Here is a 24,432-nt window from a genome sequence, read left to right on the forward strand (position 1 = left end):
CCGGCGCGCCGGTCTAGCGGATCGGCATCCCCGACAGCGTGCGCGCGATGACGAGGCGCTGGATCTCGCTCGTGCCCTCGAAGATCGTGTAGATCGCGGCGTCGCGGTGCATGCGCTCCACCGGGTACTCGCGGGTGTAGCCGTTGCCGCCGAGGATCTGCACGGCCTGCGCGGTGACCTTCTTGGCGACCTCGCTCGCGTACAGCTTCGACATGGAGCCCTCGGCCGACTCGAACTTCTTGCCGGTGGTGGCCATCCAGGAGGCGCGCCACACCAGGAGGCGGGCCGCGTCGATCTGGGTGCGCATGTCGGCGAGCTGGAAGGCGACGCCCTGGTTGTCGATGATCGGGCGGCCGAACTGGGTGCGCGTCTTGGCGTACTCCAGGGCCTCCTCGTACGCGGCGCGGGCCGTGCCCACCGCCATGGCGCCGACCGCCGGGCGAGACGCCTCGAACGTGGCCATCGCGGCGTTCTTCACGCGCTCGCCGCCCGACTTGGCGCGCTCACGGGCGCGGGCGAGGCGCTCGTCGAGCTTCTCCTTGCCGCCGAGCAGGCAGTGGCCGGGGACGCGTACGTCCTCCAGGACGACCTCGGCGGTGTGCGAGGCGCGGATGCCGTGCTTCTTGAACTTCTGGCCCTGCGCGAGACCGGGGGTGTTCGGCGGGACGATGAAGGAGGCGTGGCCCTTCGAGCCGAGCTCGGGGTCGACGACCGCGACGACGACGTGGACGTTGGCGATGCCGCCGTTGGTCGCCCAGGTCTTCGTGCCGTTGAGGACCCACTCGTCCTTGGCCTCGTCGTAGACGGCGCGGGTGCGCATCGCGGCCACGTCGGAACCCGCATCGGGCTCGGAGGAGCAGAAGGCAGCGACCTTGACGTCGTTCACGTCGCCGTACATCTGCGGGATCCAGGTGCCGATCTGCTCCTCGGTGCCGTTGGCGAGCACGCCGACGGCGGCCAGGCCAGTGCCCATGATGGACAGGCCGATGCCCGCGTCACCCCAGAAGATCTCCTCGGTGGCCATCGGGATGCCGAGGCCGGAGGGGTCGAAGAACTGCTGGGCATAGAAATCGAGCGAGTAGATCCCTATCTTCGCCGCTTCCTGGATGATGGGCCACGGGGTCTCTTCGCGCTCGTCCCACTCGGCGGCCGCGGGGCGGATCACCTCGGCGGCGAATCCGTGGAGCCAGTCACGGACTTCCTTCTGTTCGTCGTTGAGCTCCATGGTGAACTCGGCCATGACCCCTCCAGGACCTGCGATCAGCTGCGGCTGCGATCAGCCACGGCGTTACTTGCGGTAACCAGAAGTGTGTTACCGGCCAGTAGTCCATGTCAACTCCCGGCGGCCCGTTCGATGCCTGCCGGCCGCCGGGTGTTACGTTGCGCGTGCGTCACCGATTCAGCACGGGCGGGGAGAAACGATGGAGACCACGCAGCAGACCGATCAGCCACGGTCCGCGGATCATCAGCGGCGTCGGCGGGAGCTGCTCGAGGCCGCGGACCGGGTCGTGCTCCGCGACGGCCCCGGCGCCTCGATGAACGCCATCGCCGCCGAGGCGGGCATCACCAAGCCGATCCTCTACCGCCACTTCGGCGACAAGGGCGGCCTCTACGCCGCGCTCGCCAAGCGGCACACCGACGCACTCCTCGAAGCCCTGCGCGCCGCCCTCGACGCACCCGCCGAGCGCAGGGAGCGGGTCGAGGCGACGCTCGACACCTACCTCTCGGCGATCGAGGCACGCCCCCAGGTCTACCGCTTCCTCATGCATCCGTCGGAGGCCCCCTCACCCGGCGAGCAGGGCTTCGACGTCGGCCTGCACTCGGCCCCCCTGCTGCGCCGCCTCGGCGAGGAGCTCGCCGAGGTCATCGAGGAGCGCGTCGACCTCGGCCCGGAGAGCGCCGAGCTCGCCCGGGTGTGGGGGCACGGCATCGTCGGCATGATGCACGCGGCCGGCGACTGGTGGCTCGGCGAACGGCCGTGCTCACGCGCCCAGTTGGTGCGCAGCCTCGCCGACCTGCTGTGGGGCCGGCTCGCGGCGGCGGGCAACCGCGTCGGCGGTCCCGGGTTCTGAGCCCTTCAGGAGTTCCCGCTCCCGGCCTCTCGGGAGTTCCACGAAGCCCTGGCGGCGGCCCGCAGCACCCTGCGGCGCCGCCAGCCCGTGACGCGGTCGGTGTAGACACCGCCGTCCAAGTGGTCGCACTCGTGCTGGAGACAGCGCGCGAACCAGCCCGTCCCGTGCACCCGCACGGGCTCCCCCCGCACATCGACGCCCTCGACCACGGCGTGGTCGAAACGCGGCGTGCCGGCTTCGAGTCCCGGCAGCGACAGACAGCCCTCCGGGCCGCGCACCGTGACGCCGTCCACCTCGACGAGTGTCGGGTTGACCACGTGCCCGAGGTGCCGGACGTCCTCGTCGTCGGGGCAGTCGTACACGAACACCCGCCGGCCCACGCCGATCTGGTTCGCGGCGAGTCCCACGCCCCGCGCGGCGTACATCGTCGCGAACATGTCCTCGACGAGACGCGCCAGTTCGGGCCCGAAGTCGGTGACCTCCTCGCAGGCCGTGTGCAGCACGGGGTCACCGAGCAGGGTCAGAGGTCGTACGCGCCCCGAGGCGCCCGGGATCGTGCCGTGTCGCATGGCGGCAAGAGTACGGTCTCGGCATGGAGCGGCACCGCCGAGGTGCCGAGGTGGTGCCGTGATTCGGGCTTGTCAGTGGATCTCGATAGGCTGAGCAGCGAAACGATGCCGGGGGCAGGCGCGGCGCCGTACGCAAGGAGGATCTCGACAGATGTCAGGCAACACGGACCCGCTGTCGCCGCGGGCCAAGCTGGCCGTGACGGCGGGCAAGGCGGCCGCGGCGGTCTCGCGGGCTGCCGGCCGCGGCAGCGGATCGGTGATCGGCGGCAAGGTCGCGCTCAAGCTCGACCCCGAGCTGCTCGGACGGCTCGCCACGCACCTGGACGTGGTCCTCGTGTCGGCCACCAACGGCAAGACGACCACCACGCGCCTGATCGCCGAGGCGCTGCGGGCCAGCGGCCCCGTCGTCTCGAACGCGCTCGGTGCGAACATGCCCGCCGGAATCACCTCGGCGCTCGCCGGCGGGTCCGACGCCAGGTTCGGTGTGATCGAGGTCGACGAGAAGTACCTCGCGGGTGTCGCCCGTGACGTCGACCCCAAGGCGATCGCCCTGCTGAACCTCTCGCGCGACCAGCTGGACCGCGCCGCCGAGACCCGCATGCTCGCCGAGAAGTGGCGCGAGGGCCTGGCGGGCTCCAAGGCCGTCGTCATCGCCAACGCCGACGACCCGCTGGTCGTCTGGGCGGCCTCCTCCTCACCGAACGTGGTGTGGGTGGCCGCCGGCCAGGAGTGGAAGGACGACGCCTGGTCGTGCCCGTCCTGCGGCGGCGTCATGCAGCGCCCCGGGGACGACTGGTTCTGCGGCGAGTGCGGTTTCCGCCGCCCGGCGCCCAGCTGGGTGCTCTCCGGCGACCACGTCCTGGACCCGCACGGCTCGGCCTGGCCGATCCACCTCCAGCTGCCCGGCCGCGCCAACAAGGCCAACGCCGCCACCTCGGCGGCCGTCGCCGCCGTCTTCGGCGTGCCTCCGCAGGTCGCCCTGGAGCGGATGTACCAGGTGCAGGCGGTCGCCGGACGCTACGACGTCGTGCAGTTCCAGGGCCGCGACCTGCGCCTGCTCCTGGCGAAGAACCCGGCGGGCTGGCTCGAAACGTTTTCGCTGATCGACCCGCCGCCCACCCCGGTGATCCTCTCCGTGAACGCCCGGGGGGCGGACGGCACGGACACCTCCTGGCTCTGGGACGTCGACTACACCCGGCTCGCCGGTCACCCGATCTTCGTGCTCGGCGACCGCAAGCTGGACCTCGCCGTCCGCCTGGAGGTCGCGGGTCTGGACTTCCGGGTCTGCGAGAGCGTCGACGAGGCGGTGCAGTTCGCCCCGCCGGGACGCATCGAGACGATCGCGAACTACACCGCGTTCCAGGACCTGCGCCGCCGCGTCGGCAACTGACCCGCCCGGCCTCTAGATCTTCGTAGGGACAAATGAGCATGAGCGACAACAGCCTGCGGCTGGTGTGGGTCTACCCCGACCTGCTGAGCACGTACGGAGACCAGGGCAACGCCCTGGTCGTGGAGCGCCGCGCCCACCAGCGCGGCCTCCAGGTCGAGCGCTACGACGTACGCAGCGACCAGCCGGTGCCCACCTCCGGCGACATCTACCTGATCGGTGGCGGCGAGGACCGCCCGCAGCGTCTCGCGGCCGAGCGGCTGCGCCGCGACGGCGGCCTGCAGCGCGCGGTGGGCAACGGAGCGATCGTCTTCTCGGTCTGCGCCGGCTACCAGATCCTGGGCAACGAGTTCATCAACGACCTCGGCCAGCGCGAGCCCGGTCTCGGCCTCCTCGACGTGGTCTCCACCCGCGGCGAGGGCGACCGGTGCGTCGGCGACGTGCTCGCCGACATCGACCCGCAGCTGGGCCTGCCCCCGCTGACCGGCTTCGAGAACCACCAGGGCATCACGCACGTCGGCCCGGCCGCGCGGCCCTTCGCCCGCGTCACCCTCGGCCGGGGCAACGGCACGGGCGACGGCACCGAGGGCGCGTACAACGGCACGGTCTTCGGGACGTACATGCACGGCCCCGTTCTCGCCCGCAACCCGCTCATCGCGGACCTGCTGCTCAAGCTGGCCCTCGATGTGAACGCGCTGCCGCCGACGGACGACCGGTGGTACGAGGCGCTGCGCGCCGAGCGCATCAACGCCGCGCAGCAGCCCGCGTAACACTCCGGAACACCCCGGAACACGCCGGATCGAAGCCCGCTTGACGCCCCGCCCGCACATGTGAGCGGGGCCGTCCAGCCTTCGGACGCGAGGTGCGGCCCCGCCCCCCGGCGCCTATAGGGTGGCGGGGATCCAGCCGGACGACGTGGTCCGGTCATCGACCCACGTTGCAAAGGTATTCCGGGCAATGCGCATTGGTGTCCTGACCTCCGGCGGCGACTGCCCCGGCCTGAACGCCGTCATCCGCTCCGTCGTGCACCGCGCGGTGGTGGACCACGGCGACGAGGTCATCGGCTTCCACGACGGCTGGAAAGGCCTCCTGGAATGCGACTACCGCAAGCTGGACCTCGACGCGGTGGGCGGCATCCTCGCCCGCGGCGGAACGATCCTCGGCTCCTCGCGCGTCCAGCCCGCGCACCTGCGGGACGGCGTGGAACGCGCCAGGGGGCACGTCGCCGAGCTCGGCCTCGACGCGATCATCCCGATCGGCGGCGAGGGCACCCTCAAGGCGGCCCGGCTCCTCTCCGACGCGGGCCTGCCCATCGTCGGAGTGCCCAAGACCATCGACAACGACATCGCGGTCACGGACGTCACCTTCGGCTTCGACACGGCCGTCGGCGTCGCGACCGAGGCCCTCGACCGCCTCAAGACCACCGCGGAGTCCCACCAGCGCGTGCTCATCGTCGAGGTGATGGGGCGGCACACCGGCTGGATCGCCCTGCACTCGGGCATGGCGGCGGGCGCGCACGCCATCGTCGTCCCGGAGCGTCCCTTCGACATCGAGGAGCTGGCCGCGAAGGTCGGTGAGCGCTTCTCCGCCGGCAAGAAGTTCGCCATCGTCGTGGCCGCCGAGGGCGCCAAGCCCCGCGCGGGCTCCATGGAGTTCGACGAGGGCGGCAAGGACGTCTACGGCCACGAGCGGTTCGCCGGCATCGCCCGGCAGCTCTCCCTGGAACTGGAGCAGCGCCTCGGCAAGGAGGCCCGCCCGGTCATCCTCGGCCACGTCCAGCGCGGCGGCACCCCCACGGCGTACGACCGCGTCCTCGCGACCCGCTTCGGCTGGCACGCCGTGGAGGCCGTGCACCGCGGCGAGTTCGGCCACATGACCGCCCTGCGCGGCACGGACATCACGATGGTGCCGCTGGCCGAGGCCGTCGAGACGCTGAAGACGGTGCCCGAGGAGCGGTACGCCGAAGCGGAGTGCGTGCTCTAGTCTCCGCCGCCCCGCGTATGACGCGCCTTAATCGCCTTATGCGCTTTACTCGCCCCCGGTCGCAGCAGCGGCCGGGGGCGGTTCTACTCTGGTGCGGACACACGTCGCACAATCCGCACGAATCAGGAGCCACTGGATGGATCACAGCGGGCACGGCATGAACATGGATCTGCCGCCGTTCACGCTGGGGCGAGGCCTCGAACTGTCGGCCGATCCCTTCTTCCTCATCGGCTGCCTGGTGGCGCTCGCCCTGTACGGGTGGGGTGTGGCGCGGCTCGTGCGGCGCGGCGACAAGTGGCCGGTGGGCCGCACGATCTCGTTCGTGCTCGGCATCCTGACCGTGCTGCTCGTGATGTGCACCAAGCTCAACGACTACGGCATGGTCATGTTCAGCGTGCACATGGTGCAGCACATGGTGATCAGCATGCTGTCGCCGATCCTGCTGCTGCTCGGCGCGCCCATCACGCTGGCGCTGCGCGCGCTGCCGGTCGCCTCCCGCGGCAGCAAGGGCCCGCGCGAGTGGCTGCTCTGGCTGCTGCACAGCCGGTACATCAAGATCATCACGCATCCCGCGTTCACGATCCCGCTGTTCATCGCGAGCCTGTACGCGCTCTACTTCACGCCGCTCTTCGACACGCTGATGGGCTCCAAGCCGGGCCACATCGGGATGATGGTCCACTTCCTCGCCGTCGGCCTGATCTTCTTCTGGCCGATCATGGGCGTCGACCCGGGGCCGCACCGGCCGGGCTACATCATGCGGATGCTGGAGCTGTTCGCGGGCATGCCGTTCCACGCGTTCTTCGGCATCGCGCTGATGATGGCGACGCAGCCGATGATCGGCACGTACATGCACCCGCCCGCCTCGCTCGGCATCGACGCGCTGGAGGACCAGGAGGCGGCGGGCGGCATCGCCTGGGCGTTCAGCGAGATCCCGTCCGTGGTGGTCCTGGTCGCCCTGCTCTTCCAGTGGCGGCGCTCCGAGGACCGTGAGGCGCGGCGCAAGGACCGTGCCGCGGACCGCGACGGCGACAAGGAGCTGGAGGCGTACAACGCCTATCTGGCCTCACTGGCCGCTCGCGGACGCTAGCGCCAGAGGGTCTTCCCGGGTCACGATGGTCTTCGGACCGCGGTCCGGGCGCACGGGCGCCGCGGACTGCCGGGAGGAGGCTGAGCGATGCCCGGTTCCACGAAGACCATGGGTGGGTTCACCATCGGAGGCCTGGTCATGGTGACGGCCTATACAGCGGCGCTCGGGAGCAACGGCTGGTTGTGGTTCGGCTGGGTCGTGCTCGGTCTGATCACACTGGCGATGGTGCTGTCGCGCGCCGCATGAGCGCGGTACCGCGCGACAGCCGCCACGAAGCGCGAAGCCCGGACACGGAACGCTCGGAAGCGCGGGGCTCAGAAGCGGAAGACGTGGCCGGTGTCCGCGTCGAGCGCGCAGGCGTTCGGGTACGTCTTGCGCCAGCCGACCGGCCGGCCCTTATACGACCCGGTCACCTTCACGCTGACCGGCTCGTACTCCTTCGTGCACGCGTGCGGGTCGTCGGGGAGCGCGTCGAAGTTCCCCTTCGCCCGAGCGATCGCCTCGCAGGCCTCGGCCGCCTGCGGGTGGGGACCCGACGGCCCGGGCTCGCAGCGCAGCAGCACACCGCGGATCCAGGTGTTCTGGGCGCCGGTGACGGTGAGGAAGAGGCCGCGCTTCGGGGCCGGGGCCGGGTCCGCCGCCTGGGCGGGAGTGAGCGCGCCGAGGGAGCCGAGGGAGAGCAGGGCGGCGGCGGCGAGGGCGAACGGACGCATGGGGAACCTCCGGGATACAGGTCGGACGCGACGGCGTCAGCGACGTCGACCGGGACGGTGACGTTCCGTGGCGTCGACGACGCCGGGGCAAGCCCAGGGCACCCCTCGTACGCGCCGCCCGGCGAACCGCCGCGCCGGTCGTTCCCCCGCTCGGCCCCGCGCAAGGGCCCGAACGGGCTCTCGCATCCGCGCCACCGATTGACTACCGTGCGTCGGCACCGGGACGAGGGGGAAGGCTGCCGCCATGTTCTACCTACTGCTCAAGCACGTGATCCTCGGCCCACTGCTCCGGCTGATGTTCCGGCCCAGAATCGAGGGCCTGGAACATGTGCCGGACTCCGGCGCGGCAATCGTCGCTGGCAACCACCTGTCGTTCTCCGACCACTTCCTGATGCCGGCGATCATCAAGCGCCGCATCACGTTCCTCGCGAAGGCCGAGTACTTCACGGGGCCGGGCATCAAGGGACGGCTGACGGCCGCGTTCTTCCGCAGCGCCGGGCAGATCCCGGTGGACCGGTCAGGCAAGGAGGCGGGGCAGGCGGCGATCCGTGAGGGCCTCTGCGTGCTGCGCAAGGGCGAACTGCTCGGCATCTACCCGGAGGGCACCCGCTCGCACGACGGCCGGCTGTACAAGGGCAAGGTCGGCGTCGCGGCGATGGCGCTCAAGGCCCAGGTGCCGGTCGTGCCGTGCGCCATGATCGGCACGTTCGAGGCGCAGCCACCGGGCCAGAAGGTCCCGAACCTCAAGCGGGTGACGATCCGCTTCGGCGAGCCCCTCGACTTCTCCCGATACGTCGGCATGGACAACGAGAAGGCCGTCCTCCGCGCCGTCACCGACGAGATCATGTACGCGATCCTCGGGCTCTCCGGGCAGGAGTACGTCGACAAGTACGCGGCGGTCGTGAAGGCCGAGGAAGCGGCGGAGGCCGAGCGCGAGCGCGCGGCGGCGGGCGCCAGGGAGCGCCGCAGGTTCCCGAAGCCGCCGCTGAGCTGAGCACCGCTCCCCTGCCTTCGCCCGTCTGCCGAGAGCAGATCCCTCTTCGGCGCACGTATGCCGGGACGTACGGTCCGATCATGAAGAAGACATTGGTGATCGGCGCGACGGGGCAGATCGGGCGCGTGGCGGTGCGAGCCCTCGCGGAGGACGGCTGGGCGGTGCTGGCGGCGTCGCGGGGTGCGGACTGCGACGTACGGTGGCCCGAGGACGTACGAACGGTGCGGCTCGACCGGGAGGACGACGCGGCGCTCGCCGAGGCGCTGGGAGACGGCGTGGATCTCGTGGTCGACACGGTGGCGTTCACCGCGGCGCACGCCCGGCAGTACGCCGGCCTCGGCGATCGCATCGGGTCGGCCGTGGTGCTCTCCAGCGGAGCGGTCTACCGGGACGGGCGGGGCCGCAGCTTCGACACCCAGGACCAGCCGGACGGCTTTCCCGAGTACCCGGTGCCGATCCCGGAGAGCCAGCCCACCGTCGAGCCCGGTGACTCGACGTACGGCACCCGGAAGATCCGGATCGAGCGGGAACTCCTGGCGCTCGGCGAGAAACTGCCCGTGACGCTGCTGCGGGCCGGGGCGGTCTACGGCCCGTACTGTCGTACGCCGCGCGAGCTGTACTTCGTGAAGCGGAACCTGGACGGGCGGCGTACGCGCGTACTGGCGCACGGTGGACTCAGCCGCTTCCATCCGGTGAGCGTCCACAACATCGCGGAGCTGGTGCGGCTCGCCGCCGCGCGGCCCGGTTCCCGGGTACTCAACGCGGGCGATCCCGACGCGCCCACGGTCGCGGAGATGGGCGCGGCGATCGACGCCGTGATGGGGGTCGGGGGCGAGACGGTGACAGTGACGGTGCCGGGTGCGGCGCCCGCCCGGAACGTCGGCGTCACGCCCTGGACCACGCCGCACCCGGTGGTCTACGACATGTCCGCGGCGGAGCGGGAACTGGGCTACCGCGCCGTGACGACGTACACCGACTCGGTGGCGGAGACAGTGGGCTGGCTCGCCGAGCGGCTGGGCGACCGCGACTGGCGTGAGGCGTTCCCGAAGATGGCGAAGAACTACGATCCGTCGGTCGACCTCTTCGACTACGCGGCGGAGGACGAGTGGCTGGAGCGGCGGAGGTCCTGAGGCCGGGCATGGGGGCAGGCGCGGGGGGGGGGCGGCCGCCGCCGGAAGTCGATCCGGTGACGGCCGCCCGCGTGTCTGCGCGTCTGCGCGTCTGCGCGTCTGCGCGTTACGGCTTCGGCGTGGCGTGCGGGGCGCAGGTCACGTCGGAGGCATCAAGCTTGCCGGTCAACAGGTAGGTGTCGACGCGGTCGTTGAGGCACGGGTTGGCGATGTTGGTGATGCCGTGCGAACCGGCGTCCTTCTCCGTGATCAGGCGGGAGCCCTTCAGGCGCTCGTGCAGTTCGACGGCGCCGGGGTAGGGCGTGGCGGCGTCACGGGTGGACTGGACGATCAGCGTCTGCGGCAGGCCCTTGTGGGTGCGGATCTCCAGCGGGCGCTGCTGCTTGCTCGACCAGGTCGCGCACGGCAGGTTCATCCAGGCGTTGCCCCAGGTGAAGAAGGGGCTGGTCCGGTGGATGCGGGTGTTGTCGCGGTCCCACTTCTTCCAGCTGCGGGGCCACTTGGCGTCGGCACACTCGACGGCCGTGTAGACCGCGTTGCTGTTCTCCTGGGCGATGTTGCCCGCGGTGTCGGCCATGTCGGGGCTCGCCGCCTCGACGAGGGGCTTCGGGTCGCCGGCGACGTACTTGCTCCAGTTCGTGGCGATCTCGACCCAGTACGAGTCGTAGTACGGCGCGTTCTGGAAGTAGGAGTGCAGCTCGGCCGGGCCGACGACGCCGTCCAGGGGCTGCTTCTTCGCGGTGGCGCGGAGCTTGTCCCACTGGGCGCGGACCTTGTCGTAGGTGTCGCCGAGGTGGAAGGCGGCGTCGTTCTTCGCGACCCACGTCATCCAGTCGATGAGGCGCTTCTCGAAGGCGACGTCCTGGTCGAGGTTGACCTCGTACCAGATCTTGTCCGTACGCGGGTTCACCACGGAGTCGAAGACCATGCGGCGCACGTGCGTCGGGTACAGGGTGCTGTAGACCGCGCCCAGGTAGGTGCCGTAGGAGACGCCGAGGAAGTTCAGCTTCTTCTCGCCGAGCGCGGCGCGGATGACGTCCAGATCGCGGGCCGTGTTGGGCGTCGTCATGTGCGGGAGGAGGTCGCCGCTGCGCTCCTGGCAGCCGTCCGCGTACTCGGCGGCGAGCTTGCGCTGGGCGCGCTTGTCGGCCTCGCTGTCGGGGATCGGGTCCAGCTTCGGCGCCTTGACGAACTCCTGCGGGTCCACGCAGGAGACGGGGGCCGAGTGGCCGACGCCGCGCGGCTCGAAGCCCACGAAGTCGTACGCCTTCGCCGTCTTCTCCCAGAGCTTGCTCTTGGTGACGACGCGACGCGGGAAGCGCAGGCCGGAGGCGCCGGGACCGCCGGGGTTGTAGACGAGGGCGCCCTGGCGCTCGCTCTTGCCGCCGGTGTTGCCGATCCGGTCGACGGCGAGCTTGATCTTCCTGCCGTTGGGCTTGGCGTAGTCGAGCGGGACGGTGACCCAGCCGCACTGGATGGGCTTCTCCAGACCCCAGTCGGCGGGGCAGTCCCGCCAGTCGATCCCGGCCTTCGCGGCACGCTGCGCGGCGATGGCGGCGCCTCGGGCCTCACGGTCCTTGCCGGAACCGGAATGGGACGTGCCGTCGGCGGTCGCCGTGGGTGCGGCGACGCCGCCCGCTATCAGCGTCGCCACGACGAGACCACCCGCGGATCCGAGCACCGCCGTCCGCCGCCTGCTCCCTGGGCTCCTTCTCAAGTGAGGCCTCCCGCACATAGATTCGAACACTGTCGATCAGTACGGGGATCCTTGCGCCTGAGGGGCGCCGGGGACAGGCGCGGCGGGGGTTCTTTACCAATCCGATAAACGGATTGATCCGACCCGGTGAGCGGGTCGTGACCGTCACCGGTGGGTGGGCTGCTGGTGTCCTTGATGTGGCGTGGGTTACGGGAGGGGGTGGTGGGTTAGGGGTGGTGGGTGAAGTCGGGGTGGTGCAGGGCCAGGTAGCGGATGAAAGGGGTCAGGCCCCGCTCCACGGCGAGGTGTCGGGCCGCTGTCGCCAAGGGCAGTCGGTCGGTTCCGTCGGCGTCGTAACCGGCCCGGTAGTCGAAGCCCCACGCGGCGGCGGTGTCGCGGTCGACGGCGAAGCGGACGGCGGTGATGCCGTGAGCGGCGGCGGCGCGGTAGCACAGGGCGCACGGCTCCCCCGTCGCCAGCAGGGTCGCTCCCCGCAGAGCAGCACGGCCGCGGGCCCGGACGGCCTGTCGCAGGGCGACGATCTCCGCGTGAGCGGTGGGGTCGCCGGTCTCGTGGACGAGGTTCACGCCGGGGTCGGAGACCCACCCGTCGTCGGCGACGAGCACTCCGACGAAGGGGACCCCGCCGGACTCGACCCTGCGGACGCAGGCCTCCACGGCGTCGGCCATCAGGGCCGTGAGCCGGGGCGTGTCCGCGCTCACGCGGCGGCCGTTTCGCGCAGGGCCCGGCGGATCACGCCTTCGGTGGCGACGCCTTCGATGCGCCGGGTGCCGATGACGATCGTGGGGACGACGGTGATGTTCATCCGCGCCGACTCGGCCAGCGCACGGCGGTGCCGCTCCGCGTACTTCTGCTCGTCGAGGGCCGCCGCATAGGCGACCGGGTCGAGTCCGGCCTCCTCGGCCAGGCGGGCCAGGACCGCGCGGTCCCCGATGTCGAGGTCGTCACGGAAGAACGCCGTCATCACGCGACGGTGATAGGCATGGGCCCGCCCTTGCTCCGCGGCGTACTGGGCGCCCCGGAAGGCCAGTTCGGTGTAGGGCTGCGGCGAGACGGTCGGCAATCGCAGCGGGACTTGGTGGTGGTGCGCCATCGGGTAGACGGCACGTTCCCAGATGTCGGGCAGGTACGGGTCCTCCGGCCGCAGGGTGGGCGCAGGCCGGGCACGCAACTCGTGGGCGTGGTGGACGACTTCGGTATCGGGCTGATGGGTGATCGCTCGCTCGACCAGCTCTTCGGCGATCAGGCAGAACGGGCAGACGTAGTCCGACCACAGATGGATCTGAGCGGGATGGGTCTGAGCAGTCACGTTGGCCTCCGGCCCTCCGAAGCACCTCGGTCGGTGCGACACCCGGATCGTGTAACTTCACGCCGGTGTCAACTTCAAGGAACGGAAGTCGGCGAACAGTTCAGGAGGTTTCATGCGTATCGGTGAGCTGGCGGAGGCCAGCGGCGTCAGCACGCGGTCTCTGCGGTATTACGAGTCGCACGGGCTCATACGCTCCGAGCGCACTCCCGGCGGGTGGCGTGACTTCGACAGCTCGATGGTGGAGCGGGTCGTCATGATCCAGCACCTGTTCGCCGCCGGCCTGGGCAGCGCGACCATCGACGAAGTGCTGCCTTGTATGGAGGCCCCGCCCGAAGAGCGCAACGGTGTCATGGAGCAGTTGTTCGCCCAGGAGGCCGAGCGCCTGGAGGCCAAGCGACGCGACATCGACCGGGAACTCGACACGCTGCAGGCGCTCCGCATCGAAACGGCCTTGCCCGGCGAAGCCCCGTAGCCGACAGACGATAGGCCAGGACCAGAAGCCGGCCGTCGTCCACCGAGGCAGGACCCTGGCGTGGGAGGGGTTCTGCATGAGGCCGGAGCTGCTGTCGCGTGCGGAACTTGAGCAGGTCTCACTGCGTCTGCTCGGGCTGGACCTGGCCGGCGCCGCGGAGGCGGCCCGTGCCGAGTACAACGAGGCAAGGTCGGTGTATCTGGGCGCGCCGGGCGACCTCGTCGTGGGGCTCGGGGAGCCGTGGCGGCGTCCGAGGCAGTTCCCGTACAGGTTCCCGAGATGCGCTATTGCTACCTGACCCACGCACTCCTTGCGCTGGCGGTCGCATCTCCCCCGGACCGGCCGGCCGCACCGCTGGAGCAGTTGAGCTGAACCGCAAGACGACGCTGTATCCGTCGGTCGAGGACCAGGTGGAAGTGCCCGCGCCACGACCGGATGACGACCCGTACGCCACCCTGGCCACCGAGGCCGGAGCGACCGCGTTCCACCGAAAGTTCGGCGTCTGCCTGCCGCGGTTGCCCGGCTACTCGATCACCCGGGCCGAGGCCGACAAGACGCTGCTGCGCGAGCGCCATGGGTTGCCACTGGGCTGCTTCAAGCCCGCCGAGGCGCTGACCGGCAGCCGCATCCGTGTCGCGGTGCCGTTGGCCGACGACGCGGCGCTGGACGCACTGGCGGACCAGGCGATGGAGACCGACGAGGACTGCGTCCTCGAGGCGCACACCCACTACCTGCGCCAACGCGTCCCCGGTTACGAGTTCATCCTGGCGCCTCCGCCCACCTGGTGGCGGGACAGCTCGCCGAGGGCAGCACGATGCAGATCACCAGGGCAGTGTCTAAATCGACGACGACACCTGTGCCCGGTTCGGCATCACGCCCGAGCAGTTCCGCGCCGTGCGGCAGGGCATGGCGCCACTGTACGGGGCATTCCGGGGGCCGGGGCGCGACCTCAGGTCACCAAGGGCGGCGTGGACTTCCCCATCGCCCATCTCGGCGGCCGCGCTGAGTGCGGCCGGCGTTTCTCGCCGACGCGAGGAACGTGCTCGACAGCTAGGCGGCGACAGGGGCCATACGTCGTTCTCGTCGAAGCCGAACCAGTCGCGCGTGACGTCGAAGAGCCGCACGACGTTGCGGTGTTCCACCTGGACACCCTTGGGCAGACTCCGGAAGCGTGGATGACGTAGGCCAGGTCGTCCGCGCCCGAATTCCGGGTGGTGACGAGATGGTGACGCCGCTGTCTTCGAGCGTCCAGGCGATCCGCTCCTCCGGATAGTCGAGGTCCACGGGGACGTAGGCGGCACCGCACTTGAGGATGCCGAGGATGCCGACCGCGAGTGCACGGGTGTGTGGGGCCAGCAAATCGATCAGGGAGCCGGTACCAACTCCGTGATGTCGCAGACGCTGGGCGACCGCGGCGGCCCGGCGGTGGAGCTCCTGGTAGGTGAGTTCACGGCGTCGGCCGTCACCGCCCCCCGGGCCGGGAAGCGGGAGACGATTCCCACCAATCCCTTTGGACGACACCTCGACCACAATTGTGCATCTTCATCGGATTGACACGATTACCTATGGCCACTCCCCCTGACCTGGGGTGGAGCCACTCCCAATCGTGTTCCAGCTGTGCAATTCAACTTGCAACGATCTAACGGGGCGGGCCCGGCGGGGAGATCCCTCGGAGTTGACCACGTCGAATTCGAAGACGTATGGGTGGGCGAGATCAATTCCGGCGAGGCGAGCGACCGCCCGGCCGGGCCGACGAGTCGTCCGGCGCATGCCGTGAAGACCGAGTGGCCGCCCCGGGAACAGCCTGTCCGGTCGGCGCTGTTGCATCGACCAGGGGCCTCGTCGCCCCTGGTTTGCGGTATGACCGCCGCGTAATTCGATCACGACCTTACTTCTGCAGGAGGACCGACTCATGGCCGACCGGCCTTTGACGCTCATGGCAGTTCACGCCCACCCCGACGACGAGGCCACCGGAACCGGAGGGATCCTCGCGCGGTACGCGGCGGAGGGTGTGCGCACGGTTCTCGTGACGTGTACCGACGGCAGTTGTGGTGACGGGCCGGGGGGTGTGAAGCCCGGTGAGCCCGGACACGACCCGGCGGCCGTCGCTCTGATGCGCCGTCACGAACTCAAGGCGAGCTGCGACGTCCTGAAGATCAGCGATCTGGAGATGCTGGACTATGCCGACTCCGGGATGATGGGCTGGCCGAGCAACGACGTCCCCGGGTCCTTCTGGCAGACCCCCGTCGAGGAAGGCGCCGCCCGCCTCGCGGAGCTCATGCGGCACTACCGACCCGATGTGGTCGTCACCTACGACGAGAACGGCTTCTACGGACACCCCGACCACATCCAGGCCCACCGCATCACGATGGCGGCGCTGGAGATGACCTCGCTGACACCGAAGGTGTACTGGACGACGATGCCCCGCTCGGGAATGCAGCGGTTCGGCGAGATCATGCGCGAGTTCGGTGAGGACATGCCCGAGCCCGATCCCGCCGAGGCCGCCGCACTGGCCGAGATCGGCCTCCCCGACGACGAGATCACCACGTGGGTGGACACCACCGCGTTCAGCGGCCAGAAGTTCGACGCACTGGCCGCGCACGCCAGTCAGGGCGAGAACATCTTCTTCCTCAAGATGGGCAAGGAGAGGTTCGGCGAGCTGATGGGCATGGAGACCTTCGTACGCGTCAAGGACACCACCGGCGCGCCCGTGCCCGAGAACGATCTCTTCGCCGGACTGCGCTGACGCCCCACACTCACACGGGTTCGGCTCTCCTGAGGTCTTGACAACTTGATTGGTCTGGACCAACGATGCGCACAGCAGCGGTGGCCACCGTCGTTCACTTCCTCCCCCACCCCTCCCTGGAGGCACCCCGTGGACCGTGTACGTCAGGGCAGAGCCGGTGTTCGACGGAGACTCGGTGCGGCGATCGCCGTCGGCGCGGCCGCCGCGCTCGCCGTCACCGGGCTCGCCGCACCCGCACAGTCGGCGGACGCCAAGACGGCCGACGTCAGCGCGGCGAACGCCACAGCAGACGTCAACGTCGTCAAGAACGCCGGGTTCGAGTCGGACCTGAGCAACTGGACCTGCGCCGCCGGCAGCGGCGCCGCCGTCTCCTCCCCCGTGCACGGCGGCACGAAGGCGCTCAAGGCCACTCCGTCCGGCCAGGGCACCGCAGAGTGCTCCCAGATCGTCGCGGTGAAGCCCAACTCGACGTACAAGCTCAGCAGTTGGGTGCAGGGCAGCTACGCCTACCTCGGCGCCCGCGGCACCGGTACCACCGACGTGTCGACCTGGACGCCCAGCACCTCGTCCTGGCAGCAGCTCTCCACCAGCTTCACCACCGGCGCGAACACCACGTCGGTCACCGTGTACACGCACGGCTGGTACGGGCAGAGCGCGTACTACGTGGACGATGTGAGCGTCTTCGGGCCCGACGGGGGCGGCGGCACCGACCCGGTGGAGATACCCGCCGTGCCGGCCGGACTCGCGGCGGGCGCGACGACGCCCACGACGGTGGACCTGTCCTGGACCCCGGTGTCCAAGGCCACCGGTTACACCGTCTACCGCGACGGCACGAAGGTCGCCTCCACCAGCGGCGCCTCCACGACCGTCACCGGCCTCACCCCCGACACCGCCTACACCTTCCAGGTGAGCGCGTCGAACGCGGCGGGTGAGTCCGCCAAGTCGACGGCCGTGACCGCACGGACCGCCAAGGGTGACGGCGGCGGGGACAGCACCGTGCCCAGGCACGCGCTGACCGGCTACTGGCAGAACTTCGACAACGGCGCCACCGTGCAGAAGCTGCGGGACGTGTCCTCGCAGTACGACATCATCGCCGTCTCCTTCGCCGACGCCACGCCCACCCCCGGCCAGATCACCTTCAACCTGGACCCGGCCGTCGGCTATGCCTCCACCGCCGACTTCAAGGCGGACATCGCCGCGAAGAAGGCAGCGGGCAAGTCCGTCATCCTCTCGGTCGGCGGCGAGAAGGGCACCATCTCCGTCAACAGTGATGCCTCCGCGACGGCGTTCGCGAACAGCGCCTACGCGCTGATGCAGGAGTACGGGTTCAACGGCGTCGACATCGACCTGGAGAACGGCCTCAACCCCACCTACATGACGAAGGCGCTGCGTCAGCTCGCGGCGAAGGCGGGCCCGAAGATGGTGCTCACGATGGCGCCGCAGACCATCGACATGCAGTCCACCTCCGGCGGCTACTTCCAGACGGCGCTGAACGTGAAGGACATCCTCACGGTCGTCAACATGCAGTACTACAACAGCGGTTCGATGCTGGGCTGCGACGGCAAGGTCTACAGCCAGGGCAGTGTGGACTTCCTGACCGCGCTCGCCTGCATCCAGCTGGAGGGCGGCCTCGACCCGTCGCAGGTCGGGATCGGCGTCCCCGCCTCGACGCGTGGCGCGGGCAGCGGCTATGTGGCCCCGTCGGTCGTGAACAACGCCCTGGACTGCCTGACCCGCGGCACCGGCTGCGGCTCCTTCAAGCCGTCCAAGACGTACCCGGCGCTGCGCGGTGCCATGACGTGGTCCACGAACTGGGACGCGACCGCGGGCAACGCGTGGTCGAACGCCGTCGGCCCGAAGGTGCACAGCCTTCCCTAGTGAACGGGTAGGGAACGGGTCAGCCCAGGCGGCGTACAGCCTCGTCCATCACCCCGCGCACCAGGAGGGCGTCCGGCGCGACAGCGGTGACCAGCACCCCGGGGCCCGCGAGCGGCGTGATGGCGGCCCACTCCCCCAGCGGCCCCGCGGATGGCTTTTCGTGCGCGAACTCCGGTCGTACGACGATCAGTTGCCCGAGCGCCCGGTGGCCGGCGAGGACCGCCGGGCCGTCCCAGCCGCCGGGCGAGCCGGGGCCGCAGGACAGCTCCTGGTCGAGGAGGAGCTGTCCCGCGCGGCGCACGGTGAGGCGGCTCGTCAGGCGGCCGGGGGCTTCGCCCGTGCGGCCGAGGACCTGCTCCTCGCGCAGCACCAGGCGCGCGCCGGCGGCGAGCTCGGCGCGCGTGGTGACGCGCAGGTCGCTGTCGCACACGGAGATCAGCTGCTCGGGCAGCCAGTACAGTTCTGCGCCGTCGGCGACGGTGAGGCGTACGTCGTAGCGCGCGGTCGCCCGGGTCTGGCCCGGCAGCGCGAGGGTGGCCGCCGCCGATGCGATGTGCAGTGCCGAGCCCTGATGGGCGGTGGCCTCGACGGTGAGGTGGTCGCCGCCGAGGGGACCGCTCATCGCGCCGACGAGCGTGACGCGCGCCGCGTGGCCGGTGGAGCGGGTGCGGCGCAGCGCGAGCGGGCCCTCGCCGTCGAGGACGGGGAGCGACGTGCCGCCCCGGCCGTCGGCACGCGCCTCCAGGCGGGCGGTCGCGCGGATGCCCGCGCCGCCCGTCTCGGCGCCGGTCGCGGCCGACGACAGCAGGCTCGCGTCCGTGGCGACCCGGGGGGCCAGGTCGACCGTCACGCCGACGCGGTCCACGTCGCGTACTGCTCGCGCACCCATGCGGCGACCGGGCCGACGCCCTCGCCGGACCTCAACGACTGGAAGATCACGGGGAGTTCGGCGCGCTGCGCCTTCGCGTCGGCGGCCATCCGGGCGAGGTCGGAGCCGACGTGCGGGGCGAGGTCGGTCTTGTTGACGACGAGCAGGTCGGCCGTGGAGACACCGGGGCCGCCCTTGCGCGGGATGTCGTCGCCGCCCGCGACGTCGATGACGAAGATCTGCGCGTCGACGAGGCCCTTGGAGAAGGTGGCCGTGAGGTTGTCGCCGCCGGACTCGACGAGGATCAGGTCGAGCGGGCCGACCTCGTCCTCCAGGTCCTCGACGGCCTCCAGGTTGGCGGAGATGTCGTCGCGGATCGCGGTGTGCGGGCAGGCGCCGGTCTCCACGGCGGTGATGCGCTCGGGCGGCAGGACGGCCTCGCGGAGCAGGAACTCGGCGTCCTCGCGGGTGTAGATGTCGTTGGTGACGACGGCGAGGGAGAGTTCGTCGCGCAGTTCGCGGCAGAGCGCGGCGACGGTCGCCGTCTTTCCGGAGCCGACCGGGCCGCCGAGCCCGATGCGCAGCGCGCGGCGGCGGCCGTCGGGACGGTGGGCGTCGGCGGAGACGGCGGCGGGGCCGTCGTGGGAGTGGTCGAGGTGCAGCATGAAAGCTCCATGGGTCGGGGGTGGGCCGCCGGAGGGGGCGGGCAGGGGCAGTGGATCGGGGGTGCTACGACGCGAAGAGGCGTACCGGCCAGGCCGCGTGTACCTCCGCGCTGATCTCCAGGAGCGGCGCGGAGGCCGCGGGCAGCGCGTCGACGCCCTCGTGGACGGCGCGTCTCGCCGCGTCGGCGGCCTGGAGTGCCACGTGATCGACGTCGGGCGTGAGCCGGGCCAGGACCGCCGTGGCGTCGAAGGGGTCGAGGCTGAGCAGCCGCACGGTGGCGGTCGCCGGTCCGCTGATCCCTTCGTACGCCGAGCAGTACGCCGCGTCCTCGGGCCCGAGTCCGGCGGCGCGGGCGGCGAGGCCGAGGACGACGGGCTGGTGGGCGCCCTTGGGGAACTGCCGGGCCAGCGCGTCGAGTTCGGGGTGCGGCCAGGTGGCGCGGGCGGCCCGCATCATCTGCCGGCCGAGGCGCCGAGCGGCGGTGCGCAGGGCGGGCGAGGGCGTGCGGGCGTCCGCCGCCGAGTCCAGGGCTCCCGGGTCGACGCCGAGGGCGGCGGCCGCCGCCAGGGCGGCCGACACGAGCCCGGAGGTGTGCAGCCGGCCCCGGCAGAAGGCCTCCAGGCTCGCGGCGCCGGTGATGCGGCCCGCCTTGACGGCCGCCTCGGCGCCGCCGGAGTGGGCGTGCCCGCCGGCGGGGAAACGGCCGTCGGCCAGGACGAGAAGTGCTGCTCTGGACATGGGTGGGGTCGCCTGGTGTCGTCGGGCCGTCAGAAGAGGAAGTAGCGCTGGGCGAGCGGGAGTTCGGCGGCGGGTGACGGTTCGACGAGTTCGCCGTCGATGGTGACGGCGAAGCTGTCGGCGGCGACCTCGACCCGGGGCAGCGCGTCGTTCTCGCGCATGTCGGCCTTGCTGCGGCCGCGGGTGGAGCGGATCGCGGCGAACGGCTTGGCCAGGCCGAGGCGCTCCGGAAGACCGTCGTCCAGCGCCGACTGGGTCACGAAGTTGACCGAGTTGAGTGCCGGGGCCCCGCCGTGCGCCCCGAACATGCGGCGCGGCAGGACCGGCTGCGGGGTGGGGATGGAGGCGTTGGCGTCGCCCATCTGCGCGTACGCGATCTGTCCGCCCTTGAGGACGAGCTGCGGCTTGACGCCGAAGAAGGCCGGTTCCCACAGCACCAGGTCGGCGAGTTTGCCGGGCTCGACCGAGCCGAGCTCGTGGTCGATGCCCTGGGCGACGGCCGCGTTGATCGTGTACTTGGCGACATAGCGACGTGCGCGGTGGTTGTCGGCGCGGGTGTCCCCCGGCAGGAAGCCGCGGCGCCGCTTCATGACGTGCGCGGTCTGCCAGGTGCGCATGATGACCTCGCCGATGCGTCCCATGGCCTGGGAGTCCGAGGACATGATCGAGATGGCGCCGAGGTCGTGGAGGATGTCCTCCGCGCCGATCGTGGTGGGCCGGATGCGGGACTCGGCGAAGGCAAGGTCCTCGGGGACGGCCGGGTTGAGGTGGTGGCAGACCATCAGCATGTCGAGGTGCTCCTCGACGGTGTTGACGGTGTGCGGCCGGGTCGGGTTGGTGGAGCTCGGCAGCATGTTGGGCAGCGAGACCGCCGTGATCATGTCGGGGGCGTGGCCGCCGCCCGCGCCCTCGACGTGGAAGGCGTGCAGGGTGCGGCCCGCGACGGCGTCGAAGGTGGCGTCGATGAATCCCGCCTCGTTCAACGTGTCGGTGTGGACGGCGAGTTGGGCGCCGGTCTCCTCACAGACGTTCAGGCAGGCGTCGATCGTGGCGGGTGTGGCGCCCCAGTCCTCGTGGATCTTGAAGCTGACGGCGCCGGCGCGGAGCTGGGCGTGCATCGACTCGGCGTTGACGGTGTTGCCCTTGCCGAGGAAGCCGATGTTGACGGGGCTGGACTCCAGCGCCGCGAACATCCGGGACAGGTGCCAGGCGCCGGGTGTGATGGTGGTCGCCTTGCTGCCCTCGGCGGGCCCGGTGCCGCCGCCGAAGAGGGTGGTGACGCCGGAGGCGAGCGCCTCGTCGACGATGGTCGGCGAGATGAAGTGGATGTGGGTGTCGATGCCGCCCGCGGTGAGGATCTTGCCGTTGCCCGCGATGACCTCGGTCTCGGGACCGATGACGAGATCGGGGTGGACGCCGTCCATCGTGTCCGGGTTGCCGGACTTGCCGATGCCGGTGACGCGGCCGTCGCGGATGCCGATGTCGGCCTTGACGATTCCCCAGTGGTCGATGATCACCGCGCCGGTGATGACGGTGTCGGGGGCGCCTTCGGCGCGGGTGGTGCGGGACTGGCCCATCGACTCGCGGATGACCTTGCCGCCGCCGAAGACGGACTCGTCGCCGGAGCGGCCGGGGCCGCCCGAACGGTCCTCCTCGATCTCGATGAGCAGGTCGGTGTCGGCGAGCCGGATGCGGTCGCCGGTCGTGGGGCCGAAGAGATCCGCGTACGCGGCACGGGACAGCTCAGGCATCGAGGGCACCTCCGGTCTCGCCGCGCAGACCGGGCACCACGCGCTTGCCGGCCAGCGGGACGAGTTCGACGTCGACGGGGATTCCGGGCTCGAAGCGCACGGCGGTTCCCGCGGCGATGTTGAGCCGCTTTCCGTGCGCGGCGCCGCGGTCGAAGTCCAGACCCGGGTTGGCCTCGGCGAAGTGGTAGTGAGAGCCGACCTGGACGGGGCGGTCGGCGGCGTTGAGGACGGTGAGGCGGGTGACCTCGCGGTTCTCGTTGAAGGGGACGGGCTCGTCCGCGAAGAGGATCTCTCCGGGGACCAGGCCGTGGGCGGTGCCGTGCGATGGGGCATGCATGAGGCGCGAGACTCCCGTCAGACGATCGGCTCGTGGACGGTGACGAGCTTCGTGCCGTCCGGGAAGGTGGCCTCGACCTGGACGTCGTGGATCATCTCCGGGATGCCGTCCATGACGTCGTCCCGGGTGAGGATCCGCCGCCCTGAGGACATCAGCTCGGCGACGGTGCGGCCGTCGCGGGCACCCTCGAGGATGTGGGAGGTGATGAGGGCGATCGCCTCGGGGTGGTTGAGCCGCAGTCCCCGCGCCCTTCGCTTCTCGGCCACATCCGCGGCCACATGGATGAGCAGTCTCTCCTGCTCGTGCGGGGTCAGTTGCACGCGTCCCACCTCACAGTCCTCGCTCCGAACCGTGCGGGGTCCGGCTGCCGCGGCCACCGCGACGGATATAGATGTAACACACAGCGAGTGCACGCGATCTTGCGCACCCAGGTCAGAAAACCCGCTGGTGGCGTGGCACGGGAGAGTAGTTGGGAGGAGTTTCAACGAGGTTAACCAGTCGTTGACCGCCCCATGACCGTCAGCTGGGCTCCGCCATACCCATCAGGGCCCGCAGCCCGCACCGCACCCCGCGACCTGCCACTCTGCGCCGAAGGGCCGGGTCCGTACCGGATCCGTATACGACGCGATCGTCGCCGCGTCCGGCGCACCAAAGCTGCTCACCGCGACGAGTGCGAGCCCGGCCGTCGCGCAGTTGCCGCGGCAGGCCGTACGGGAACAGGCCCCCGACTCCACCGTAGTGGCGACGGCGGCCGCACTCGCGCACAGCCGACTCGGCGGCCACACCGGCAACTGGTGCGCGGCAGCGGGGGCGTTGGGCCTGACGACGCTCGCAGCGAGCGCTGCCGTCGCCGGGCTCGCGGCCTGCCCGGCGCCGCGGGCGTCGGGGCCGGCCCGACGCTCGGGCGGACGTCGCGCTACGTCGCGTTCGGGCCGCGGTGTTCGGCCGCGATACCGAACCGCTGCCGCTCCGACGGGGCGGGCGACGTGGACTCGATCGAGGTGACGGTGCTGACCGTCCGCTCCTCGGAGGCCTCCGCGAGCCCTTCGAGGCGTTCGAGATCGGCGGCGGAGACGAGCGCCACGAGCGGCTTGCCGTGCCGGGTGACGACGACCCGCTCGCCGCCGTAGACGACGCGGTTGATCAGCTCGGCGAGCTCTGCGCGGGCTTGCGTCACCGGAATCTCGTAGGCCATGCGTCCAGCTTAGACGCCGCTCTTCGCAGGCTCTGGGCGCGAGCGACCCCTACGGACGTCCTGATCACCGAATCCGACGCCGCGCGCCGGGCCCACGCCTAACGTACGTCCTGTACATTTTTTACAGAGCCGGACCGCACCGTGGCGACCGGAAGAAGAAAGGCGCGTCATGAATCACTCGTCCGCCCGTCCAGCTGCCCGTCATGTCCTGCCCGAGTTCACCGAACGCACCAGTTCGGGAGCGCGGACCACGGACCCGTACTCCAAGCTCCTCGAAGAGCGGATCGTCTTCCTCGGCACCCCCGTCGACGCCACCTCGGCGAACGACGTGATGGCGCAGTTCATGCACCTGGAGTACCAGGCGCCGGACCGCGACATCTCGCTGTACATCAACTCCCCCGGCGGCTCGTTCAGTGCGATGACCGCGATCTACGACACGATGCGGTTCGTCAGCTGCGACGTGGAGACGATCTGCCTGGGCCAGGCCGCGTCGGGCGCCGCCGTCCTGCTCGCCGCCGGCACACCCGGCAAGCGGTTCGCGCTGCCCGGCGCGCGCGTCCTGATCCACCAGCCGGCCATCTCCGAACCGATCCAGGGCCAGGCCACGGATCTGGCGATCCAGGCCGACGAACTCCTGCGCACCAGGCGGCAGTTGGAGGACATGCTCGTACGGCACACAGGGCAGAGCCAGGAGCGGGTCACCGCCGACATCGAACGGGACAAGATCTTCGACGCCCCGGCGGCCCTGGAGTACGGGCTCGTGGACCGGATCATCCCGAGCCGCAAGACCTCGCTCGCCGCCCGCGACCCGAGGTGAGCC

At 70.7% G+C, this 24,432-nt stretch carries 26 protein-coding genes and 1 pseudogene; 13 read left to right on the forward strand and 14 right to left on the reverse strand.

The features are described from left to right. Positions 1-13 precede the first annotated feature (13 nt). On the reverse strand, positions 14-1,240 hold the full coding sequence (locus ACH4D5_RS25270) for an acyl-CoA dehydrogenase family protein (protein ID WP_398306654.1): 1,227 nt from the start codon (positions 1,238-1,240) through the stop codon (positions 14-16). Positions 1,241-1,421: 181 nt separating this feature from the next. On the opposite strand from ACH4D5_RS25270, the gene ACH4D5_RS25275 reads away from it, so the two are divergent. Beyond that, the gene (locus tag ACH4D5_RS25275; protein WP_398306656.1) at positions 1,422-2,072 is read left to right on the forward strand and encodes a TetR family transcriptional regulator; all 651 of its coding nucleotides are present in this window, start codon (positions 1,422-1,424) and stop codon (positions 2,070-2,072) included. Positions 2,073-2,077: 5 nt separating this feature from the next. Here ACH4D5_RS25275 and def read toward each other — a convergent pair whose 3' ends face one another. Beyond that, entirely contained in the window at positions 2,078-2,641 is a 564-nt protein-coding gene (gene def, locus ACH4D5_RS25280) for a peptide deformylase (protein ID WP_398306658.1), read from the reverse strand. Positions 2,642-2,792: 151 nt separating this feature from the next. Between def and ACH4D5_RS25285 the strand changes: the two genes are divergently transcribed. From ACH4D5_RS25285 to ACH4D5_RS25305, 5 genes are all read left to right on the forward strand, one after another. After that, positions 2,793-4,031, forward strand: coding sequence for a MurT ligase domain-containing protein (locus tag ACH4D5_RS25285; protein WP_398306660.1), 1,239 nt, complete (start codon positions 2,793-2,795; stop codon positions 4,029-4,031). Positions 4,032-4,069: 38 nt separating this feature from the next. Further along, positions 4,070-4,798, forward strand: a complete 729-nt coding sequence (locus tag ACH4D5_RS25290) for a type 1 glutamine amidotransferase (RefSeq protein WP_398306662.1) — start codon at positions 4,070-4,072, stop codon at positions 4,796-4,798. Positions 4,799-4,985: 187 nt separating this feature from the next. Continuing rightward, on the forward strand, positions 4,986-6,011 hold the full coding sequence (locus tag ACH4D5_RS25295; protein WP_398306664.1) for a 6-phosphofructokinase: 1,026 nt from the start codon (positions 4,986-4,988) through the stop codon (positions 6,009-6,011). A 136-nt stretch (positions 6,012-6,147) separates the two neighbouring features. Further along, complete coding sequence (locus ACH4D5_RS25300) at positions 6,148-7,098, forward strand: cytochrome c oxidase assembly protein (protein WP_398306666.1); 951 nt, start codon at positions 6,148-6,150, stop codon at positions 7,096-7,098. A gap of 87 nt (positions 7,099-7,185) precedes the next feature. Next, positions 7,186-7,344, forward strand: coding sequence for a hypothetical protein (locus ACH4D5_RS25305; protein WP_398306668.1), 159 nt, complete (start codon positions 7,186-7,188; stop codon positions 7,342-7,344). A gap of 68 nt (positions 7,345-7,412) precedes the next feature. Here ACH4D5_RS25305 and ACH4D5_RS25310 read toward each other — a convergent pair whose 3' ends face one another. Continuing rightward, positions 7,413-7,811 carry an SSI family serine proteinase inhibitor gene (locus ACH4D5_RS25310; protein ID WP_398306670.1) on the reverse strand — a complete coding sequence of 133 codons (399 nt, stop codon included), beginning with the start codon at positions 7,809-7,811 and terminating at the stop codon, positions 7,413-7,415. A gap of 244 nt (positions 7,812-8,055) precedes the next feature. Here ACH4D5_RS25310 and ACH4D5_RS25315 point away from each other — a divergent pair, with 244 nt between their 5' ends. Together ACH4D5_RS25315 and ACH4D5_RS25320 are read left to right on the forward strand one after the other, a co-directional pair. Continuing rightward, positions 8,056-8,805 (forward strand): lysophospholipid acyltransferase family protein, encoded by a 750-nt coding sequence (locus tag ACH4D5_RS25315; protein WP_398306672.1) that lies wholly within the window; start codon positions 8,056-8,058, stop codon positions 8,803-8,805. An 80-nt stretch (positions 8,806-8,885) separates the two neighbouring features. Further along, the gene (locus ACH4D5_RS25320; protein ID WP_398306674.1) at positions 8,886-9,935 is read left to right on the forward strand and encodes an NAD-dependent epimerase/dehydratase family protein; all 1,050 of its coding nucleotides are present in this window, start codon (positions 8,886-8,888) and stop codon (positions 9,933-9,935) included. Positions 9,936-10,041: 106 nt separating this feature from the next. Here the strand turns inward: ACH4D5_RS25320 and ACH4D5_RS25325 are convergent, their stop codons facing one another. From ACH4D5_RS25325 to ACH4D5_RS25335, 3 genes are all read right to left on the reverse strand, one after another. After that, on the reverse strand, positions 10,042-11,670 hold the full coding sequence (locus ACH4D5_RS25325) for an alpha/beta hydrolase (RefSeq protein WP_398306675.1): 1,629 nt from the start codon (positions 11,668-11,670) through the stop codon (positions 10,042-10,044). 188 nt (positions 11,671-11,858) lie between these two features. Continuing rightward, positions 11,859-12,353 (reverse strand): nucleoside deaminase, encoded by a 495-nt coding sequence (locus ACH4D5_RS25330; RefSeq protein WP_398306677.1) that lies wholly within the window; start codon positions 12,351-12,353, stop codon positions 11,859-11,861. Next, entirely contained in the window at positions 12,350-12,961 is a 612-nt protein-coding gene (locus ACH4D5_RS25335; protein WP_398306679.1) for a DsbA family protein, read from the reverse strand. The genes ACH4D5_RS25330 and ACH4D5_RS25335 overlap by 4 nt, the downstream gene beginning before the upstream one ends. 112 nt (positions 12,962-13,073) lie before the next feature. Here ACH4D5_RS25335 and ACH4D5_RS25340 point away from each other — a divergent pair, with 112 nt between their 5' ends. Both ACH4D5_RS25340 and ACH4D5_RS25345 read left to right on the forward strand, forming a co-directional pair. Further along, entirely contained in the window at positions 13,074-13,433 is a 360-nt protein-coding gene (locus ACH4D5_RS25340; RefSeq protein WP_398306681.1) for a MerR family transcriptional regulator, read from the forward strand. Positions 13,434-13,843: 410 nt separating this feature from the next. After that, positions 13,844-14,617, forward strand: coding sequence for a hypothetical protein (locus tag ACH4D5_RS25345; protein ID WP_398307112.1), 774 nt, complete (start codon positions 13,844-13,846; stop codon positions 14,615-14,617). 97 nt (positions 14,618-14,714) lie between these two features. Here ACH4D5_RS25345 and ACH4D5_RS25350 read toward each other — a convergent pair. Next, positions 14,715-14,963 (reverse strand): annotated as a pseudogene (locus ACH4D5_RS25350) (AMP-binding protein); the annotation flags it as partial. A 382-nt stretch (positions 14,964-15,345) separates the two neighbouring features. Here ACH4D5_RS25350 and ACH4D5_RS25355 point away from each other — a divergent pair. Together ACH4D5_RS25355 and ACH4D5_RS25360 are read left to right on the forward strand one after the other, a co-directional pair. Next, positions 15,346-16,179 (forward strand): PIG-L family deacetylase, encoded by an 834-nt coding sequence (locus ACH4D5_RS25355; RefSeq protein WP_398306683.1) that lies wholly within the window; start codon positions 15,346-15,348, stop codon positions 16,177-16,179. A 129-nt stretch (positions 16,180-16,308) separates the two neighbouring features. Further along, complete coding sequence (locus ACH4D5_RS25360) at positions 16,309-18,057, forward strand: chitinase (RefSeq protein WP_398306685.1); 1,749 nt, start codon at positions 16,309-16,311, stop codon at positions 18,055-18,057. Between the two features lie 19 nt (positions 18,058-18,076). Here the strand turns inward: ACH4D5_RS25360 and ACH4D5_RS25365 are convergent, their stop codons facing one another. From ACH4D5_RS25365 to ACH4D5_RS25395, 7 genes are all read right to left on the reverse strand, one after another. Continuing rightward, entirely contained in the window at positions 18,077-18,946 is an 870-nt protein-coding gene (locus ACH4D5_RS25365; RefSeq protein WP_398306687.1) for an urease accessory protein UreD, read from the reverse strand. Next, complete coding sequence (ureG, locus tag ACH4D5_RS25370) at positions 18,904-19,587, reverse strand: urease accessory protein UreG (protein ID WP_398307086.1); 684 nt, start codon at positions 19,585-19,587, stop codon at positions 18,904-18,906. The genes ACH4D5_RS25365 and ureG overlap by 43 nt, the downstream gene beginning before the upstream one ends. A gap of 67 nt (positions 19,588-19,654) precedes the next feature. Beyond that, positions 19,655-20,329: an urease accessory protein UreF gene (locus tag ACH4D5_RS25375; protein WP_398306689.1), complete on the reverse strand. Its 675-nt coding sequence runs from the start codon at positions 20,327-20,329 to the stop codon at positions 19,655-19,657. Positions 20,330-20,358: 29 nt separating this feature from the next. Continuing rightward, positions 20,359-22,080: an urease subunit alpha gene (locus ACH4D5_RS25380; RefSeq protein WP_398306691.1), complete on the reverse strand. Its 1,722-nt coding sequence runs from the start codon at positions 22,078-22,080 to the stop codon at positions 20,359-20,361. Then, on the reverse strand, positions 22,073-22,384 hold the full coding sequence (locus ACH4D5_RS25385) for an urease subunit beta (protein WP_398307088.1): 312 nt from the start codon (positions 22,382-22,384) through the stop codon (positions 22,073-22,075). Before ACH4D5_RS25385 ends, ACH4D5_RS25380 begins: the two co-directional genes overlap by 8 nt. A 50-nt stretch (positions 22,385-22,434) precedes the next feature. Continuing rightward, entirely contained in the window at positions 22,435-22,737 is a 303-nt protein-coding gene (locus tag ACH4D5_RS25390) for an urease subunit gamma (protein ID WP_398306692.1), read from the reverse strand. Between the two features lie 596 nt (positions 22,738-23,333). Continuing rightward, a complete protein-coding gene (locus ACH4D5_RS25395; protein WP_398306694.1) occupies positions 23,334-23,612 on the reverse strand; it encodes a type II toxin-antitoxin system Phd/YefM family antitoxin in 279 nt (92 codons plus the stop codon). Positions 23,613-23,781: 169 nt separating this feature from the next. On the opposite strand from ACH4D5_RS25395, the gene ACH4D5_RS25400 reads away from it, so the two are divergent. Beyond that, a complete protein-coding gene (locus ACH4D5_RS25400; protein ID WP_398306696.1) occupies positions 23,782-24,429 on the forward strand; it encodes an ATP-dependent Clp protease proteolytic subunit in 648 nt (215 codons plus the stop codon). The last annotated feature ends 3 nt before the right edge of the window (positions 24,430-24,432 follow it).

The organism is Streptomyces sp. NPDC018029, assembly GCF_044327655.1.
Lineage (GTDB): Bacteria > Actinomycetota > Actinomycetes > Streptomycetales > Streptomycetaceae > Streptomyces.

Coding starts and splice junctions, on each gene's coding strand:
- ACH4D5_RS25270 (WP_398306654.1), bottom strand. CDS start 1,240: ATGGCCGAGTTCACCATGGAGCTCAACGACGAACAGAAGGAAGTCCGT.
- ACH4D5_RS25275 (WP_398306656.1), top strand. CDS start 1,422: ATGGAGACCACGCAGCAGACCGATCAGCCACGGTCCGCGGATCATCAG.
- def (WP_398306658.1), bottom strand. CDS start 2,641: ATGCGACACGGCACGATCCCGGGCGCCTCGGGGCGCGTACGACCTCTG.
- ACH4D5_RS25285 (WP_398306660.1), top strand. CDS start 2,793: ATGTCAGGCAACACGGACCCGCTGTCGCCGCGGGCCAAGCTGGCCGTG.
- ACH4D5_RS25290 (WP_398306662.1), top strand. CDS start 4,070: ATGAGCGACAACAGCCTGCGGCTGGTGTGGGTCTACCCCGACCTGCTG.
- ACH4D5_RS25295 (WP_398306664.1), top strand. CDS start 4,986: ATGCGCATTGGTGTCCTGACCTCCGGCGGCGACTGCCCCGGCCTGAAC.
- ACH4D5_RS25300 (WP_398306666.1), top strand. CDS start 6,148: ATGGATCACAGCGGGCACGGCATGAACATGGATCTGCCGCCGTTCACG.
- ACH4D5_RS25305 (WP_398306668.1), top strand. CDS start 7,186: ATGCCCGGTTCCACGAAGACCATGGGTGGGTTCACCATCGGAGGCCTG.
- ACH4D5_RS25310 (WP_398306670.1), bottom strand. CDS start 7,811: ATGCGTCCGTTCGCCCTCGCCGCCGCCGCCCTGCTCTCCCTCGGCTCC.
- ACH4D5_RS25315 (WP_398306672.1), top strand. CDS start 8,056: ATGTTCTACCTACTGCTCAAGCACGTGATCCTCGGCCCACTGCTCCGG.
- ACH4D5_RS25320 (WP_398306674.1), top strand. CDS start 8,886: ATGAAGAAGACATTGGTGATCGGCGCGACGGGGCAGATCGGGCGCGTG.
- ACH4D5_RS25325 (WP_398306675.1), bottom strand. CDS start 11,670: ATGTGCGGGAGGCCTCACTTGAGAAGGAGCCCAGGGAGCAGGCGGCGG.
- ACH4D5_RS25340 (WP_398306681.1), top strand. CDS start 13,074: ATGCGTATCGGTGAGCTGGCGGAGGCCAGCGGCGTCAGCACGCGGTCT.
- ACH4D5_RS25355 (WP_398306683.1), top strand. CDS start 15,346: ATGGCCGACCGGCCTTTGACGCTCATGGCAGTTCACGCCCACCCCGAC.
- ACH4D5_RS25365 (WP_398306687.1), bottom strand. CDS start 18,946: ATGGGTGCGCGAGCAGTACGCGACGTGGACCGCGTCGGCGTGACGGTC.
- ACH4D5_RS25375 (WP_398306689.1), bottom strand. CDS start 20,329: ATGTCCAGAGCAGCACTTCTCGTCCTGGCCGACGGCCGTTTCCCCGCC.
- ACH4D5_RS25380 (WP_398306691.1), bottom strand. CDS start 22,080: ATGCCTGAGCTGTCCCGTGCCGCGTACGCGGATCTCTTCGGCCCCACG.
- ACH4D5_RS25395 (WP_398306694.1), bottom strand. CDS start 23,612: ATGGCCTACGAGATTCCGGTGACGCAAGCCCGCGCAGAGCTCGCCGAG.
- ACH4D5_RS25400 (WP_398306696.1), top strand. CDS start 23,782: ATGAATCACTCGTCCGCCCGTCCAGCTGCCCGTCATGTCCTGCCCGAG.